Source organism: Craterilacuibacter sinensis, from assembly GCF_009831765.1.
In the GTDB taxonomy this organism is placed as follows: domain Bacteria; phylum Pseudomonadota; class Gammaproteobacteria; order Burkholderiales; family Chromobacteriaceae; genus Craterilacuibacter; species Craterilacuibacter sinensis.
The window spans coordinates 1-15,066 of sequence record NZ_WSSB01000008.1 but is presented as its reverse complement, the minus strand read 5'-3'; the positions used below and the strand labels follow the sequence as shown (position 1 = coordinate 15,066).

Annotated in this window: 9 protein-coding genes and 1 CRISPR repeat array; of the genes, 7 read left to right on the top strand and 2 right to left on the bottom strand. The window is 57.4% G+C overall.

The genetic code is table 11. The features are described from left to right. Complete coding sequence (locus GQF02_RS09620; RefSeq protein WP_160796707.1) at nucleotides 1–1,014, bottom strand: hypothetical protein; 1,014 nt, start codon at nucleotides 1,012–1,014, stop codon at nucleotides 1–3. Nucleotides 1,015–1,268: 254 nt separating this feature from the next. After that, nucleotides 1,269–2,374 (bottom strand): IS3 family transposase gene (locus GQF02_RS09615; protein WP_160796705.1). Its coding sequence is split into 2 segments (ribosomal slippage): nucleotides 1,269–2,113 and nucleotides 2,113–2,374, totalling 1,107 coding nucleotides; the frame shifts between segments, so codons are not numbered across the junction. A gap of 289 nt (nucleotides 2,375–2,663) precedes the next feature. Here GQF02_RS09615 and GQF02_RS09610 point away from each other — a divergent pair. From GQF02_RS09610 to cas6f, 7 genes are all read left to right on the top strand, one after another. After that, nucleotides 2,664–3,521 carry a hypothetical protein gene (locus GQF02_RS09610; RefSeq protein ID WP_160796703.1) on the top strand — a complete coding sequence of 286 codons (858 nt, stop codon included), beginning with the start codon at nucleotides 2,664–2,666 and terminating at the stop codon, nucleotides 3,519–3,521. A 68-nt stretch (nucleotides 3,522–3,589) separates the two neighbouring features. Further along, nucleotides 3,590–4,576 (top strand): type I-F CRISPR-associated endonuclease Cas1f, encoded by a 987-nt coding sequence (cas1f, locus tag GQF02_RS09605; RefSeq protein ID WP_160796701.1) that lies wholly within the window; start codon nucleotides 3,590–3,592, stop codon nucleotides 4,574–4,576. Then, nucleotides 4,573–7,926 carry a type I-F CRISPR-associated helicase Cas3f gene (gene cas3f, locus GQF02_RS09600; protein WP_160796699.1) on the top strand — a complete coding sequence of 1,118 codons (3,354 nt, stop codon included), beginning with the start codon at nucleotides 4,573–4,575 and terminating at the stop codon, nucleotides 7,924–7,926. The genes cas1f and cas3f overlap by 4 nt, the downstream gene beginning before the upstream one ends. Before the next feature lie 180 nt (nucleotides 7,927–8,106). Further along, nucleotides 8,107–9,507 (top strand): type I-F CRISPR-associated protein Csy1, encoded by a 1,401-nt coding sequence (gene csy1 / locus GQF02_RS09595; protein ID WP_160796697.1) that lies wholly within the window; start codon nucleotides 8,107–8,109, stop codon nucleotides 9,505–9,507. Beyond that, nucleotides 9,494–10,486 carry a type I-F CRISPR-associated protein Csy2 gene (gene csy2 / locus GQF02_RS09590; RefSeq protein WP_160796695.1) on the top strand — a complete coding sequence of 331 codons (993 nt, stop codon included), beginning with the start codon at nucleotides 9,494–9,496 and terminating at the stop codon, nucleotides 10,484–10,486. Before csy1 ends, csy2 begins: the two co-directional genes overlap by 14 nt. After that, entirely contained in the window at nucleotides 10,483–11,505 is a 1,023-nt protein-coding gene (gene csy3 / locus GQF02_RS09585; RefSeq protein ID WP_160796693.1) for a type I-F CRISPR-associated protein Csy3, read from the top strand. Before csy2 ends, csy3 begins: the two co-directional genes overlap by 4 nt. A gap of 3 nt (nucleotides 11,506–11,508) precedes the next feature. Further along, nucleotides 11,509–12,096 carry a type I-F CRISPR-associated endoribonuclease Cas6/Csy4 gene (gene cas6f, locus GQF02_RS09580; RefSeq protein ID WP_160796691.1) on the top strand — a complete coding sequence of 196 codons (588 nt, stop codon included), beginning with the start codon at nucleotides 11,509–11,511 and terminating at the stop codon, nucleotides 12,094–12,096. A 168-nt stretch (nucleotides 12,097–12,264) separates the two neighbouring features. Then, a CRISPR array of direct repeats spans nucleotides 12,265–15,053; the repeat unit is 28 nt; unit sequence GTTCACTGCCGGACAGGCAGCTCAGAAA. Nucleotides 15,054–15,066 lie beyond the last annotated feature (13 nt).

Genomic DNA, 15,066 nt, shown 5'->3' with positions numbered 1-15,066 from the left:
TTAGGCTCCCTTGAATTCAGACCAGCCATCTTGTGACTGGATGAACGCTGCGTGCAACGTATTCCCAACATCGTCCGCGAGCGTGGTAAAAGCTCTTTTACGCGCACCACCTACAACATCATCAGTACTTGCTGTCTTGACGAAACAATTGAAACCGAGGAGCTGGGCATATTGATTGAAGACAATGATCCCATCACTATTCAGCATCCCTTTTAGTAACGTGCCTTTGCTATCTAGCTGGGCAGAGTCGATGCTTTTGCTTGCGACTTCCGCCACAAGTTCTGAGAAGTTGATCGCATTCTCGAGGATGACCCCATCGTTAGATAAGAGTGCCGGAACCTTGTCATTGGCCGAGACTACGATGAGGCAACCATGCGACTGGCGAAGAGCGTCGTAGAGAAGTTTGTTTAGGTAGCTCTTCAGTGCCTCTAGATATTCGGCAGGAACCTTTGACGTGATCGCCTCAACCAGACTTTCTAGATATTGAAGTGGCGGGGGGCTATCCTCATCTCGATGGTTAAGAAAGATATAGTGACGGTCGCCGTGACTTGAATGTGTCTCAACGCAATCTTTGGCCAACTGGCTAACCCTAACGGTGTGGAAATCGTTATCCGAGGAGAGAAGTATTGAGTCGATCGAAACGGAGATGGGGTTGCTTTCCCCCTTGAAGACTCCGTACTCAATTTTATTGCCAGCATCAGCGATGTAGATCATCCAGTCACCGGTTGCGAGGGGGGCGCATTTCTTTAGAGCCTGCTTTATACCCTTTTGATCCGCAGAACTGCCTCCCAGCTTGTACTGTTCGCCGCCAGGTAGCATCCTTGTCATGGCTTGAACATCGCTCGTGATATATACCCGAGGGGACAAGTCGACACCTTCTTCTTGGTATCGAGACAGCAATACGATCAACTCAACGAGATTGAGTTGATCGCTCAGTATGCTCAGCTTGGAGTTCCTACAAAAAGTGTGCACATCCCCGATCAGCTTCGATCGGAAGGTAATGTTGACTGGCATGTGCCTCTCTCCCTGATGCCCTCATTCAGCCGACACAGTATCGACGTTTTTGAACGTCATAATCTGGCCGCTTTTATTTACTGCAATTAGCACGCTACCATCTAATCTGGTAGCACTTCAGCCTCAACTCGATTCAGGTTCGCATTTCATTTCAGGCGGTTTAGCCTGAAATTTTAGCACAAATGAGTACATCAAAGCTACGACTCATGCAGCAGTAAAGAAGCTGTACGAGAGCAGTGGTAATCCCCCCATTTTTAGCAATGGCGAGAAGTAGAGTTGGTTAAAAGTGCTGACTTCTGTTTTGGGGTTATGCCGCCGAGCGCCATATTGGGGCGTTCGTGATTGTAGGTCCACATCCAGTCGGTCGCATAGTTCTGCACCTCCTCAATCGACTCGAACAGGTAATGGCTGAGCCAGTCGTAGCGGACCGTCCGGTTGTAGCGCTCGATGGAGGCGTTCTGCTGCGGCTTGCCCGGCTGGATGTGATCCAAGCGGATGCCTCTGCGCTCAGCCCAGGCAACAAACGTCCCGCTGATGTATTCCGGACCGTTGTCACTGCGAATGACCTGCGGTTTGCCACGCCACTCGATGATCTGATCCAGCGCCCGTACCACCCGTTCTGACGGTAACGACAGGTCAATGTCGATCGCCAGCGCCTCCCGGTTGAAATCATCGATGACATTGAACAAGCGGTAGCTGCGGCCGTCGGAGAGTTGGTCATGCATGAAATCCATCGACCAGCATTGGTTGAGGGCTTCCGGCACCGCCAACGGTGCCGGCTTCTCCCGAACGATCCGCTTTCTTGGCTTGATCCGCAGGTTCAGTTCCAGTTCGCGGTAAATGCGGTACACCCGTTTGTGGTTCCAGCGGTAGCCCTTCACGTTGCGCAGGTACAGGAAGCACAGCCCGAATCCCCAGTTACGCTGGTTGTGGGTCAAACGGACCAGGTGATCGGCGATTTCGGCATTCTCTGCGGACTGCTTGGCCTGGTAACGGTAGCAGGTCTGGCTGATGCCAAACGCCAGGCAAGCCAGTCGGATGCTGACGCCTTTCGCGACCGTTCGCTGCGCCATCTCGCGTCGGCGAGATGGCATCACCACTTTTTTTCGAGCGCTTCCTTGACGATTTCGGCCTTGAGCCGTTCTTCGGCGTACATCTTCTTCAGCCGCCGGTTCTCGTCTTCCAACTCCTTGAGGCGCGCCATCAGCGAGGCATCCATGCCGCCAAACTTGCTGCGCCACTTGTAGAACGTGGCCGAGCTGATGCCGTGCTCGCGGCACAGTTCTGGCACTGGTGAACCACCCTCGGCCTGCTTGAGGATGGCAATGATCTGGCTATCTGAAAAACGTGACGTCTTCATGTAAAACTTCCTCGGGCTGCATTGGAGAAAATTCTACTTTTAACCGCCGCTAATTTCCGGGGGGATTACCATTGCACTCTGACGCATTTTCTGAATTTTGGCATGGAGCATAGCTGGCACATCAAGTGTGCTGACGTTTCAGCGGACATTAAAACGGAGGAAAAGTGGTTTTACAAAAATACCTACGAATTTGGCGCAGGCTTCCATTTGAAAATTTCAGGCATGAAAAATAAAATGGAAATTGGTCGAACAGATCCACAGATAATCATTAAATAAACATGGGGACCGCATGAAACATAAACATGATTCAATAATAGACATTAGCGGCGTAAGCAGCATCAGAATACATCGCAATTTATCGTTTGAAAAATATTTTTCCAACTACAAAAGAGAAACTGATGGCGTCGCAAAAATAGCCACGTACAGCTTTAATAGTCAGGCAATAAATTCATTTCACAAACTAATGCCATTCTCCACGTTTTATATATCCGATAAACATAAAAGTGAAGCCGAAAAATTCATCAAACGATATCCATTATATGTAGTTTATATTGTCAAAGAATTACATACAAAATGCATCTACTTTGTGAAATCTCAAAGAGCACTCATCGGTAGTGAAAATTTTTACTCTGCCAACTCATCATTCGAAGAGTTAAATTGCGAAATTTCGATACCAACCAGTTCCACAAATAGTTTTGTGAATTTTGCATTTGATTTTTCTGATGCCAACTATCTTCGTGCAAAATACAGCGACAAAGACATCGCTATCTATGGCAAAAGCAAGCAGCATGTAGAAGGCAAACCCTACTTACCCTGCCACTTAGAGTATGAATACTGGCAACATTGGGGAGTCCATGACAATGATGACCTAGGTCAGATTAATCATTATATTTATGTGATATTAGAGTATGACCTTCAAGGAAAGAGATGTTATCTTTCATTTGATCGACATTACCAATTTTGTGGCGAGATCGACGAAAGCGCTTTCAATTTTCTAAGCAGAAAATTTCAGCTTAGAAAACAAAACTACTCATTTCTCAATAAAGGTTTAACTCTGCCAGACAGTGCGCCACTAAAAGATCAATTCGCGCTTTACCACCCCATAGCACAGAACAATAACCCCACCTACTCTTACTACATTGATTAATTTCATTTTGAAAAAACGGCACCATCTACCGGTGGTGTAAAATCGCTGACCGAGCAGAAGATAGGAATATGTCCACACAGAAAAAATCATTCAGCCCTTCAGATCTGAAAACCATCCTGCACTCCAAGCGGGCCAATCTTTATTATCTCGAGCATTGCCGTGTTCTGGTCAATGGCGGGCGGGTCGAGTATGTGACTGATGCTGGAAAACAGTCGCTGTACTGGAACATTCCTATCGCCAATACCACCACCTTGCTACTGGGAACCGGGACATCTGTCACGCAGGCCGCCATGCGTGAGTTGGCAAAAGCAGGGGTCATGGTGGGTTTTTGTGGTGGCGGTGGCACACCGCTGTTTACCGCAGGAGAGCGCGAACTCGAGATCGATTGGCAGTCGCCGCAGTCCGAATACCGGCCCACCGAATATCTGCAATGGTGGGTGAAATTCTGGTTTGATGAAGATAAAAGGCTGGCTGCCGCCAAACAGCTGCAACAGGCCCGACTTGGCCGTATTCGGCAGCAATGGCTGGACAGCCGCCCCCTGCGTGATGCTGGGTTTGATGTGGATGCGGCCAAGCTTGATGCATTATTGGAGGGCAGTATTTCGGCTCTGGCCCATGCGCCTGACCATGGCAGTCTGCTCACTGAAGAGGCTCGCCTGTCCAAGCAGTTGTTCCGCATTGCCGCGCAAGCCACGCGCTACGGTGACTTTACCCGCGCCAAGCGCGGAAGCGGTAACGATCCGGCAAACCGCTACCTTGATCACGGTAACTACCTCGCCTACGGACTGGGCGCGACGGCGACCTGGGTGCTCGGCCTGCCGCATGGCCTCGCCATTCTGCATGGCAAGACGCGGCGCGGCGGGCTGGTTTTTGATGCGGCCGATCTTGTCAAAGACGCTATCATTCTTCCGCAAGCCTTCATCAGTGCCATGCGAGGTGATGACGAGCAAACCTTCCGCCAGCAATGCATCAGCCAGCTGACCCGCAGCGAGGCGCTGGATTTCATGATCGACCAGCTCAAGGCGATTGCCGAACAGCAGGGGAGAGCGGCATGAACATCCTGCTGGTTTCACAGTGTGACAAACGCGCGCTGACCGAGACGCGCCGCATCCTCGATCAGTTTGCTGAACGCAAGGGTGACCGAGTCTGGCAAACGCCAATTACTCAAGCCGGCCTCGACACCTTGCGCAAACTGCTGCGCAAGACGGCACGCAAAAACACCGCCGTCGCCTGTCACTGGCTACGCGGCCGCGATCACAGCGAGCTCATGTGGATCGTCGGCGATGCGCGCCGTTTCAATTCGCTAGGCAGCGTACCCACCAACACCACCCAAAGCGATATTTTGCGCGATCACGACGAAAACGACTGGCTGACAGGCGAAGACATCCGTCTCGTCGCTACCCTGGCTGCGCTGTTTCACGATCTGGGCAAGGCCTGTGCCGTCTTCCAGACGCGCTTGCGCGACAAAGGCCCGCATCCGACCAACGTGTACCGTCACGAATGGGTGTCGCTGCGGCTGGTCCAGGCCTTTGTCGGGCAGGACGACGACGCCGGATGGCTGGCGCGGCTGCAAGAGCCCACGCAGATGACGACAGCCAACTGGGAGAAGCGTCTGAAACTAGCTACCCTACGCGATGGCGCAGATACCCAAGCGCGTGACAACAAGCCGTTTGCCGATGGTGTGTTGCCTCCCTTGGCCGCCGCCGTGTGCTGGCTGGTGCTCAGCCATCACCGGCTGCCGGTCAGTAACGATGAAACCCTGACCGCTGCTCGCATCGACACCGGCCTGCGCGACCTCAATAGCAAGTGGAATCAACCTTTCGATAGTGTCACTAGCAAGGACGCCAAGCCTTACTGGCAGTTCCCCTACGGCCTGCCGTGTGACGACAAGCTGTGGTGCGAGCGCGTGGCCGATATTGCCCGGCAACTGGCCGCACGCCAAAGCGTGACGACGATGTGGCTGGATCAGCCTTACCCGCTGCATCTGGCGCGGCTCACACTGATGCTGGCCGACCATCACTTTTCCAGCCAGACCGTCAAGCAAGGCTGGCAGATGGGCAAGGAAGGCGAAACCGCCTTCGCCAACACCCTGTCCCATGCCCAGAAAAACGGCCCCAAATACAAGGGTCGCCAGTTCAACCAGACCTTGCCTGAACATCTGAACGGCGTTGCCCGCCATGCGTTGAGTACTGCCCGCGCCTTGCCGGGCATTGCTCGCGCGCTGCCACCGCTGGGTCGTCATCCCTTGCTGCAAAAGCGCAGCGCCGATCCGCGTTTTGCCTGGCAGGACAAGGCCTATGATCTAGCCGCCAGCTTGCGAGAACGGGCGGCCGCGCACGGTGCCTTCATCGTCAATATGGCCTCGACCGGCTGCGGCAAGACGCTAGCCAACGCACGCATCATGTATGCACTGGCACGGCCAGACACCGGCTTTCGCTGCGCCTTCGCGCTGGGCCTGCGCACGCTGACGCTGCAAACCGGACACGCCTTTCGCGACAAATTGAAGCTGGGCGAAGACCAGCTCGCCATCCGCGTCGGCGGCGCGGCCAGCCGCGAGCTGTTCGAGCAGCAGGCCAAAGACGCCGAAGCCGCCGCCGAGGCGACCGGCTCGGCCTCAACCGAGGCGCTGCTGGGCGAGGACAGCGCCATCCACTTTGAAGGCAACCCAGATCACCCGCTGTTGCAACAACTCAGCCATGACCCGCGCTTCAATGCCCTGTTGGCCGCACCGTTGCTGGTTTGCACGATCGACCACCTGACGCCTGCCACCGAAGGCACACGCGGCGGCCGGCAGATCGCGCCGATGCTGCGTTTATTGAGTTCGGACTTGGTGCTGGATGAGCCGGATGACTTTTCAGTGGAAGACATGCCGGCACTCACCCGCCTCGTGTACTGGGCGGGTTTGCTTGGCAGCCGCGTGCTGCTGTCGTCCGCCACTTTGCCGCCAGCGCTGGTGAAATGCCTGTTTGATGCTTGGCTGGCCGGTCGCGCCCAATACCAGCAACATCGCGGCCAGCCCGGCTTGCCGCTGGATGTCTGCTGCCTGTGGGTGGACGAAAACGGCAGCCATGCGGCCAACTGTGGCGACAGCGCCAGTTTCGCCGCGCAACATTTGGCTTTTGCCCGTAGCCGCAGCGATTGGCTGGCTAGTCAGAAGCCACGTCGAACCGCGGCCTTGCTGCCGCTCACCGGCGTGCCACGCGATGAAAAAAACCTGTTTGAGCCGCTGGCCAGCCTGCTGCGCGAACAGGCGTGGCAATTGCATGCGGCCAACCATGACTGTGATCCGCACACCGGCAAGCGCGTCAGCATCGGCCTGATCCGCCTCGCGCATATCGACAAGATTTACCCGCTGGCCCGCGCGCTGTACGCGCAAGATGCGCCAGATGGCAGCCGTATTCACCTGTGCGTTTACCACTCGCAGTACCCGCTCTTGCTGCGCTCCGCCATCGAACGGCGGCTGGACGCCGCGCTTACCCGTCACAACAAAGCCGCGCTATTCAGCTTGCCCGACATCCGCGCCAAGCTGGACGGCAGCACGGCAGAAGATCACCTGTTTATCGTGCTGTCTTCACCGGTCAGCGAGGTTGGTCGCGATCACTCGTATAGCTGGGCCATCGCCGAGCCATCGTCCATGCGCTCGCTGATCCAGCTCTCCGGCCGCGTGCGCCGCCACTGGCCGGAGGACTATCATGTCCAGAATCTGCTGATTCTGCAGCACAGCCTGGCCGCCTGGTTGGGGCAAAGGCTCGCCTATTGCCGCCCCGGCTTCGAGAGTGGCGAATTCAGCCTGCAATGCCACGATCTGGCCGCCATCCTGCCCGAATCCGACTACCGCCACCCCGATGCTCGCCCGCGGCTGCTGCCACGGGCAGACTTGCAGCCCGAGTACCGGTTAGTGGATCTGGAGCATGCACGTTTGGCGGCCGATCTTAATCAGACGCACACGCCTGCCCAACGTCGTGGTAAAAGCGCACAAGCTAGGCTATGCGCCGCCAGCTGCTGGGCCATGCCCCGCGCCAGCCTGCACGGCACGCTGCAAAAAAAACAGCCCTTCCGTCAAAGCCACGGCGAAGAGTGGGAGATGGTGCTACTGCCGGATGGCGAAGGCGGTATCAGCCTGAAACGGCGGGAAGAGGGCGATAAAAAATGGGAAGTTCGCGAGTCGGACAACAACCATCTGATCCATCCGATCAGCGATGGCGAACTGCTAACAGGGCAGGACATCCGCCCGTGGGGCAATGAAGACTATCAGGTGGAACTGACGAACCTCGCCACAGCGCTGGACATGGACGACACCACCTGTGCCCGCCGCTACGGCGGCTTCAGCCTGCGTGTGGACAGCAATAATCTGCAAGGCTGGCACTTTCACCCGGCACTGGGATTTTGCCAAAAGCGGGATTGAGCGCGGCGGACATATTTGTGGCCAACTTTAAGGTTGGCCACAGGTATTTTTTAAGGCAAATCAAAGCATCATTCATTAATAAATGATTTTTTTGTAATTGAATTATGGCAATGATATTGTCACACGGATTCATGGTCTGTGATGGCCAAGTGCTTCCAAACCCTTTTGCAGGTGGAGGATATGGGCGAACAAACTCTACGCAGCAAGGCCCTTGCAGCCTTGATTGCCGAATTTATTAACGGCCGCCTCACCGACAAGCTTGACAAGCTAGCCGAAGACGATCCCAAACGCGACGCGCTGATTGCGCAATACCAGCCCGCCGTCTGGCTGGTAGACGCTGCCCGCCGCGTGTCGCAATTGCAGTTGGTGACGCACCCGCTGAAAGCCACTCATCCCGATGCACGTGGCAGCAGCCTGTTTGTCACCCCCGACCTCCTGCCGGTGCGGCAGGAGGTCGGTACCCATGCACTGGCCGGTTTTGTCAGTGATGTGGTGGGCAATGCGGCGGCACTGGATGTCTACAAATTCCTTAAGCTGGAACACGAGGGCCGCAGCCTGCTGGCGCTGTTGCAGTCCGGCGATGCCGATGTGCTGGCCGCCTTGAGTGACGATGCCGAACAGGCCGAAGCCTGGCGCGAAGCGTTTTGCAGCATTACCGAGCCGGCCGGTGGCCCCGCCAGCCATAGTCTGGCCAAACAGGTCTACTGGCCGGTGTCGCCAGACGACTTTCCGCCCGATGCGCTGGATGACAGCCATTTCCACCTGCTGTCGGTGCTGAATTCTAGCCCCTTGTCGCACTGGCTGTATGGCCGGATCCAGGCGCACCGCTTTAGCGAGGAAGCCAAGGCCGCGCGGCAGGCGCGGCGCGATGGCGTGGATCATCCGCATGGCTATCACGATTACCCATTGCTGGCCGAGGAGAAAAAAGGCGGTACCAAGCCGCAGAACATTTCCCAGCTCAATAGCGAGCGCAAGGGCAGCAACTACCTGCTCGCCTCCTTGCCGCCACAGTGGGACAGCAGCCTCACCCGCCCGTTGTACGGTGTGGATAGCCTGTTTGTGCGTTTTGGCAGCCTGCCGCAGGTACGCCGCCTGCTGCGCGAATTGCGCGACTACCTCGGCAAGCAAAAGTCCGAGGCCAACAATATGCACATCCGTAACCGCCGCGATGCCTGGCTGGATGACATTTTTACCGAGCTGTTGCAGTTTGGCGCGGCGTTCAGCAATGGCCCAGCCAAAGGCTGGACAGCCGATAGCAACTGCCGCCTGCCGCTGGAGGAGCAGTGCTGGCTGGATCCGTACCGCGCCGAAGACGACGCAGACTTCAACCAGACTTTCCAGTGGCAGGATTGGCCGACTCAGCTGGCCGAACGCTTTGCGCGCTGGCTCAACGGCCAGCTGGGAGCGGAGCGCCTTGCCAAACTCCAGTTGTCGCTGAACGAGGCCGAGTTTGACTACTGGCGGCGCGAGTTGGCGCACGATCTGGCCTGGCAGCGTGATCTGGACAGCAAACGCCGCGAGCTGGGCCAGCGCCTGTTGCCCACCGCCAGCGCCGAGGAGACACAGCATGAGCCAGCCTAAGCTACCCGATATTGACGCGCTGCTGCACATCCCGCAGCTGGCGGTACAAAACGCCAATGCCATCAGCGGCCCGCACAGCTGGGGCCATCCCGGCCCGACGCATTTCACCGGCCAGATGACGGCACTGGAACGCAAGCTGGGCGCGGATTTTGGCCTGCACTTTGTCGCGGTCGGCATCATCAGCCACGGCTACCAGACCCAGACCAATGGCGATTATGTGCAGCGTTTCAATCTCAGCCGTAACCCGGTCGGCAAGGATGGTTCAACCTGCGCCATTGTCGAGGAAGGCCGCATTCACCTGCAGCTGTCGCTGGTCTACGGCCTGCAACTGGATACGGCACGCAAAGCCGCCAGCGATGAGACGCTGGACGCGCTGGCGCAACAAGTTGGCCACACGCTGGCGACCTTGCGCATTGCCGGTGGCAGCATCTTGCCCGGCCGCAGCGCACTCAAGCCACGCCTGATCAGGCTGGCCGATGGCCAAGACGATCGCGCCACGCAGTTCCGCCATTTGCGGCGTTACCTGATGCCGGGCTATGCACTGGTGGCGCGTGACGACCTGCTGCACAGCCACTTGGCCACGCTGCAGCAGGACACCCCCGACGCCAGCTTGCTGGACGCCTGGCTCGACCAGTCGCGCCTGAACCATATCCCGACGCACGACGACGGCAACACCGTATGGCAGCAGCAACGCGGTAGCGGCACAGGCTGGATTGTGCCGCTACCGGTGGGCTACGGCGCGATTTCGCCGCTGTATGAGGCGGGCACGGTAGCGGGCACCCGCGATGACTGCACGCCGGTGCGTTTTGTCGAAAGCCTGTATTCGCTGGGCCAGTGGCTTAGCCCGCATCGCCTGCATGATTATCGCCAGCTTTTGTGGTACCCGACGCACGACGCGGCCAGCGGTGTTTACCGCTGCCGCAATGACTACCAAGCCGCCACCCAAACCGAACACGACACTGTGGGAGTAACAGCATGAGCAAACTGGAAAATGCCTCCGTCCTCGCTTTTGAACGCAAGCTGGACCCGTCCGACGCGCTGTTTTTTACCGGCAACTGGGCCGACCGCCAGGCCAGCGAAGCTTGGCCGCATGTTGAAGTGCGTGAGAAATCCGTGCGCGGCACTATCTCCAACCGGTTGAAGGCATCCGAGCAAGATCCTCTAAAGCTCAATCAGAAGATTGAAAGCCCCAACCCGCAAACCGTAGACGTGGCCACCCTGCCGCACGATGTCGACACCCTGAAAGTGCGTTTCACCTTGCGCGTGCTGGCCGGCGTGGGCGAGCCTTCCGCCTGCAACAAGGCCGATTACCGCGCCAAGCTGCTGGCCACCATCGCCGCCTACCGCGAGGCCCACGGCTTTGGTGAGTTGGCCTGCCGTTATGCAGCCAACCTGGCCAATGGCCGCTATCTGTGGCGCAACCGTGCCGGTGCCGAACAGGTGGAAGTCCATGTCGAGCAGCTGCAAGACGGCAAGGCCGTGCAGGGCTGGACGTTTGACGCGCTGGCGCTGAGTCTTAACGAGCTTGCTACCAGCGGCAATATCACCGAGCTGGGCGCGCTGATCGAAGACGGCCTCGCCGGCAAGGCGCATGTACTGCTGCAAATCACTGCCTATGTGCGCAGCGGCGCCGGGCAGGAAGTGTTCCCGAGCCAGGAACTGATTCTCGACCGCGGCCGTGGCGACAAGAGCAAGACGCTGTATTTTGTGGCGCAGAAAGACCGCAAGATCGCCGCCATCCACTCGCAAAAGATCGGCAACGCCCTGCGCACCATCGATACCTGGTACGAAGACGCCGCCGCTAACGGCCCCATCGCCATCGAGCCCTACGGCTCCGTCACCACCCAGGGCAAGGCTTATCGTCAACCCAAGCAGAAGCTCGACTTCTACACCCTACTCGACAACTGGGTGCTGAAAGATGCCACGCCGTCAGCCGAACAGCAGCATTTCGTCATCGCCACCCTGATTCGCGGTGGTGTATTCGGTGAGGCGGGCTAAATCATGGACCACTATCTGGACATCCGCCTGAGGCCGGACCCGGAATTCGCCCCGCCGCTGTTGCTGGGCGCGCTGTACGCCAAGCTGCACCGCGTGCTGGCCGCACAGCAGCGCAGCGACATCGGCGCGAGCTTCCCCGGCTATGCGCTGGCGACCCCAACCGGCAAAGGCAAAACCGTACCGCCCACGCTGGGCGACACCTTGCGCCTGCACGGTAGTGCCGCCGCGCTGGATGGCCTGATGGCCGCCAACTGGCTGGCCGGCATGCGCGACCACGTCACACTTGGTCACATCCTGCCGGTACCGGCTGCAGCCAACCTTATCCGTGTGCAGCGTAAGCAGACCAAGAGCAACCCGGGTAAGGAACGCGACCGGCTGATGCGGCGCAAGGGCGTCAGCGAAGCCGAAGCACTGCGGCTGATCCCTGACGACAAGGCCAAATGGCTGGATTTGCCTTACCTGACGCTGACGAGCCAGACCACCGGCCAACGCTTCCTGCTCTTTATTGCGCAGCAAGCGGCAACGCAGGATGCCAGCGGCGAATTCAACGCCTATGCTCTGAGCCAGACCGCCACCCTGCCGGCGTTTTAACGGCAAAGGGTTGCGGCCAACCTACCTGCGTTGGCCGCAACCCTTTTTTTGCGGGTAGATTATGTTCTTTAAAAATCAGATACTTATGGCCGTGTACAAAAAAAGGGTTTTTAGCAGAAAAATCGCGACGCTCCTTGCCTGTCAAGGAGTGCAGCGGGAAGGCCGCTAGTTCACTGCCGGACAGGCAGCTCAGAAAATTTAGCAACCCGCCGATATATAGGGCATCAGGTTCACTGCCGGACAGGCAGCTCAGAAATACTCCACCAACAAGGGATCTACAATGAATCAGTTCACTGCCGGACAGGCAGCTCAGAAAGTTTACCCAGTTCGCGCTTTCACGCAGCTTACGTTCACTGCCGGACAGGCAGCTCAGAAAAGGCGTATGGCCGCGAGGCGTCGGACTGGATGGTTCACTGCCGGACAGGCAGCTCAGAAAAGCTACCTGGCGACGGCTGTTGGAATGGCGCAGTTCACTGCCGGACAGGCAGCTCAGAAAATCAGCGCCAGGTTATGCTCGACCGGCAGACAGTTCACTGCCGGACAGGCAGCTCAGAAAACATTCGCAAATGAATCCGCATACATCAAAGCGTTCACTGCCGGACAGGCAGCTCAGAAAACAAAACATCAACCCGCAACACCGCAGCCAATGTTCACTGCCGGACAGGCAGCTCAGAAAGTCGGCCCGTGCCAACTTCCTGACCAAGGATCGTTCACTGCCGGACAGGCAGCTCAGAAAATATGGACTCGCTCAAAGAGAAGATCGCCATCGTTCACTGCCGGACAGGCAGCTCAGAAATTGGCGGTGCAGTAGTAGGCGCCGGGGCGGGGGTTCACTGCCGGACAGGCAGCTCAGAAATCTGGATGGCGTCGTAACGCTCACCCTCAAACGTTCACTGCCGGACAGGCAGCTCAGAAAAAGCGTTCCACCCACACTCTGGTGGAAGTGAAGTTCACTGCCGGACAGGCAGCTCAGAAAACGACGTATTCGGAGTGTCCGCGTTATCGAAAGTTCACTGCCGGACAGGCAGCTCAGAAAATGCGGCGCGGGTCATCAGCTAGGCCGGACTTGTTCACTGCCGGACAGGCAGCTCAGAAAAGCTCGTCGCCGGTTGCCTGGTTCTTGATTCCGTTCACTGCCGGACAGGCAGCTCAGAAAGTTGTTAAACAGTTCGTTGCTGATGTCTTTTCGTTCACTGCCGGACAGGCAGCTCAGAAATAGGCTTTTGCCAAATCGAGTATCGGCACCGGGTTCACTGCCGGACAGGCAGCTCAGAAATAGTGGCGCCTACCGGCTGCTGCGCCGGATGGGTTCACTGCCGGACAGGCAGCTCAGAAAATGGCCAGCGGTACGCTAGACCCGGATTACACGTTCACTGCCGGACAGGCAGCTCAGAAAATGCTGTGATCGACAACGGCGCCAGCGGCTTCGTTCACTGCCGGACAGGCAGCTCAGAAAATACTCGCACGTCGCCCAGCGGCGGTACCGGCGTTCACTGCCGGACAGGCAGCTCAGAAATGCTCACCCTCCAGCAGGCAGTCTGTGAGCTCGTTCACTGCCGGACAGGCAGCTCAGAAAACGCGACCCTCGGTTTTCTCGATGCGCTCAATGTTCACTGCCGGACAGGCAGCTCAGAAAGGTACTGGACATAGAACACGCGCGGCGCTGATGTTCACTGCCGGACAGGCAGCTCAGAAAACCCTGCCAGACGCCGCCGCCGAAGCCGGCATGTTCACTGCCGGACAGGCAGCTCAGAAAAGACGTTTAACCCCCGGCTGGCAAGCCAAGCGGTTCACTGCCGGACAGGCAGCTCAGAAACTGCCGTCGAAATATTCATTGCATCACTCAAAGGTTCACTGCCGGACAGGCAGCTCAGAAAATGAAGCACAAACACCCAAGGCGACACGCACAGTTCACTGCCGGACAGGCAGCTCAGAAAACTCGCCGCCTTAAAAACCGTGAGCTGCTGTCGTTCACTGCCGGACAGGCAGCTCAGAAAATTTCATCGACGATGTAATCGGCCTTGGTGCGGTTCACTGCCGGACAGGCAGCTCAGAAATCAATTACGCACCAGACCGGCAGACGCTGGCGGTTCACTGCCGGACAGGCAGCTCAGAAAACGTTGGCACCGCTGCCGATGACGTGAATGCGGTTCACTGCCGGACAGGCAGCTCAGAAAGCCGCGAATCACGCGACGAGCTGCTTTCACTCGTTCACTGCCGGACAGGCAGCTCAGAAATACTGCCGCGCAAGCGGTAGGGGCGAAGAAATGTTCACTGCCGGACAGGCAGCTCAGAAAGATGTAGCCAAGGTCGTCGGCATATCTGACGTGTTCACTGCCGGACAGGCAGCTCAGAAAATTACCGGAGACATGGGCGACAGCCTGTTTTCGTTCACTGCCGGACAGGCAGCTCAGAAAACACGCCGACCACCGCCGCCGCGCCCATCCATGTTCACTGCCGGACAGGCAGCTCAGAAATGCCGCGCACAATGCAACGGCTCCAATCATCAGTTCACTGCCGGACAGGCAGCTCAGAAAACCATGCGGAGTCGCGAAGGCGTGCCCTGATCGTTCACTGCCGGACAGGCAGCTCAGAAATTCCGCAACTCTACGCTGGCTCTGGCTTGCTCGTTCACTGCCGGACAGGCAGCTCAGAAATACAACCTCTGGGCCAGCTGTACAGGCGCAGCGTTCACTGCCGGACAGGCAGCTCAGAAAAAACGTAACGTCAGGCACGCGCAATCTGATCCGTTCACTGCCGGACAGGCAGCTCAGAAATCACCAATCGAAACCGTGCTATTTGTCACATTGTTCACTGCCGGACAGGCAGCTCAGAAAAACGCCAACACTCGCCGCTCCGCCAACGCCCGGTTCACTGCCGGACAGGCAGCTCAGAAATTGGGTATTGTTGGTCATGATTGACCTCCTATGTTCACTGCCGGACAGGCAGCTCAGAAAACTCGTCGTCTTA

Excerpts from the sequence above, each read along its gene's own strand:
- csy3 (WP_160796693.1), top strand. The coding sequence starts at position 10,483 with ATGAGCAAACTGGAAAATGCCTCCGTCCTCGCTTTTGAACGCAAGCTG.
- GQF02_RS09620 (WP_160796707.1), bottom strand. The coding sequence starts at position 1,014 with ATGCCAGTCAACATTACCTTCCGATCGAAGCTGATCGGGGATGTGCAC.
- cas6f (WP_160796691.1), top strand. The coding sequence starts at position 11,509 with ATGGACCACTATCTGGACATCCGCCTGAGGCCGGACCCGGAATTCGCC.
- GQF02_RS09610 (WP_160796703.1), top strand. The coding sequence starts at position 2,664 with ATGAAACATAAACATGATTCAATAATAGACATTAGCGGCGTAAGCAGC.
- cas1f (WP_160796701.1), top strand. The coding sequence starts at position 3,590 with ATGTCCACACAGAAAAAATCATTCAGCCCTTCAGATCTGAAAACCATC.
- cas3f (WP_160796699.1), top strand. The coding sequence starts at position 4,573 with ATGAACATCCTGCTGGTTTCACAGTGTGACAAACGCGCGCTGACCGAG.
- csy2 (WP_160796695.1), top strand. The coding sequence starts at position 9,494 with ATGAGCCAGCCTAAGCTACCCGATATTGACGCGCTGCTGCACATCCCG.
- csy1 (WP_160796697.1), top strand. The coding sequence starts at position 8,107 with ATGGGCGAACAAACTCTACGCAGCAAGGCCCTTGCAGCCTTGATTGCC.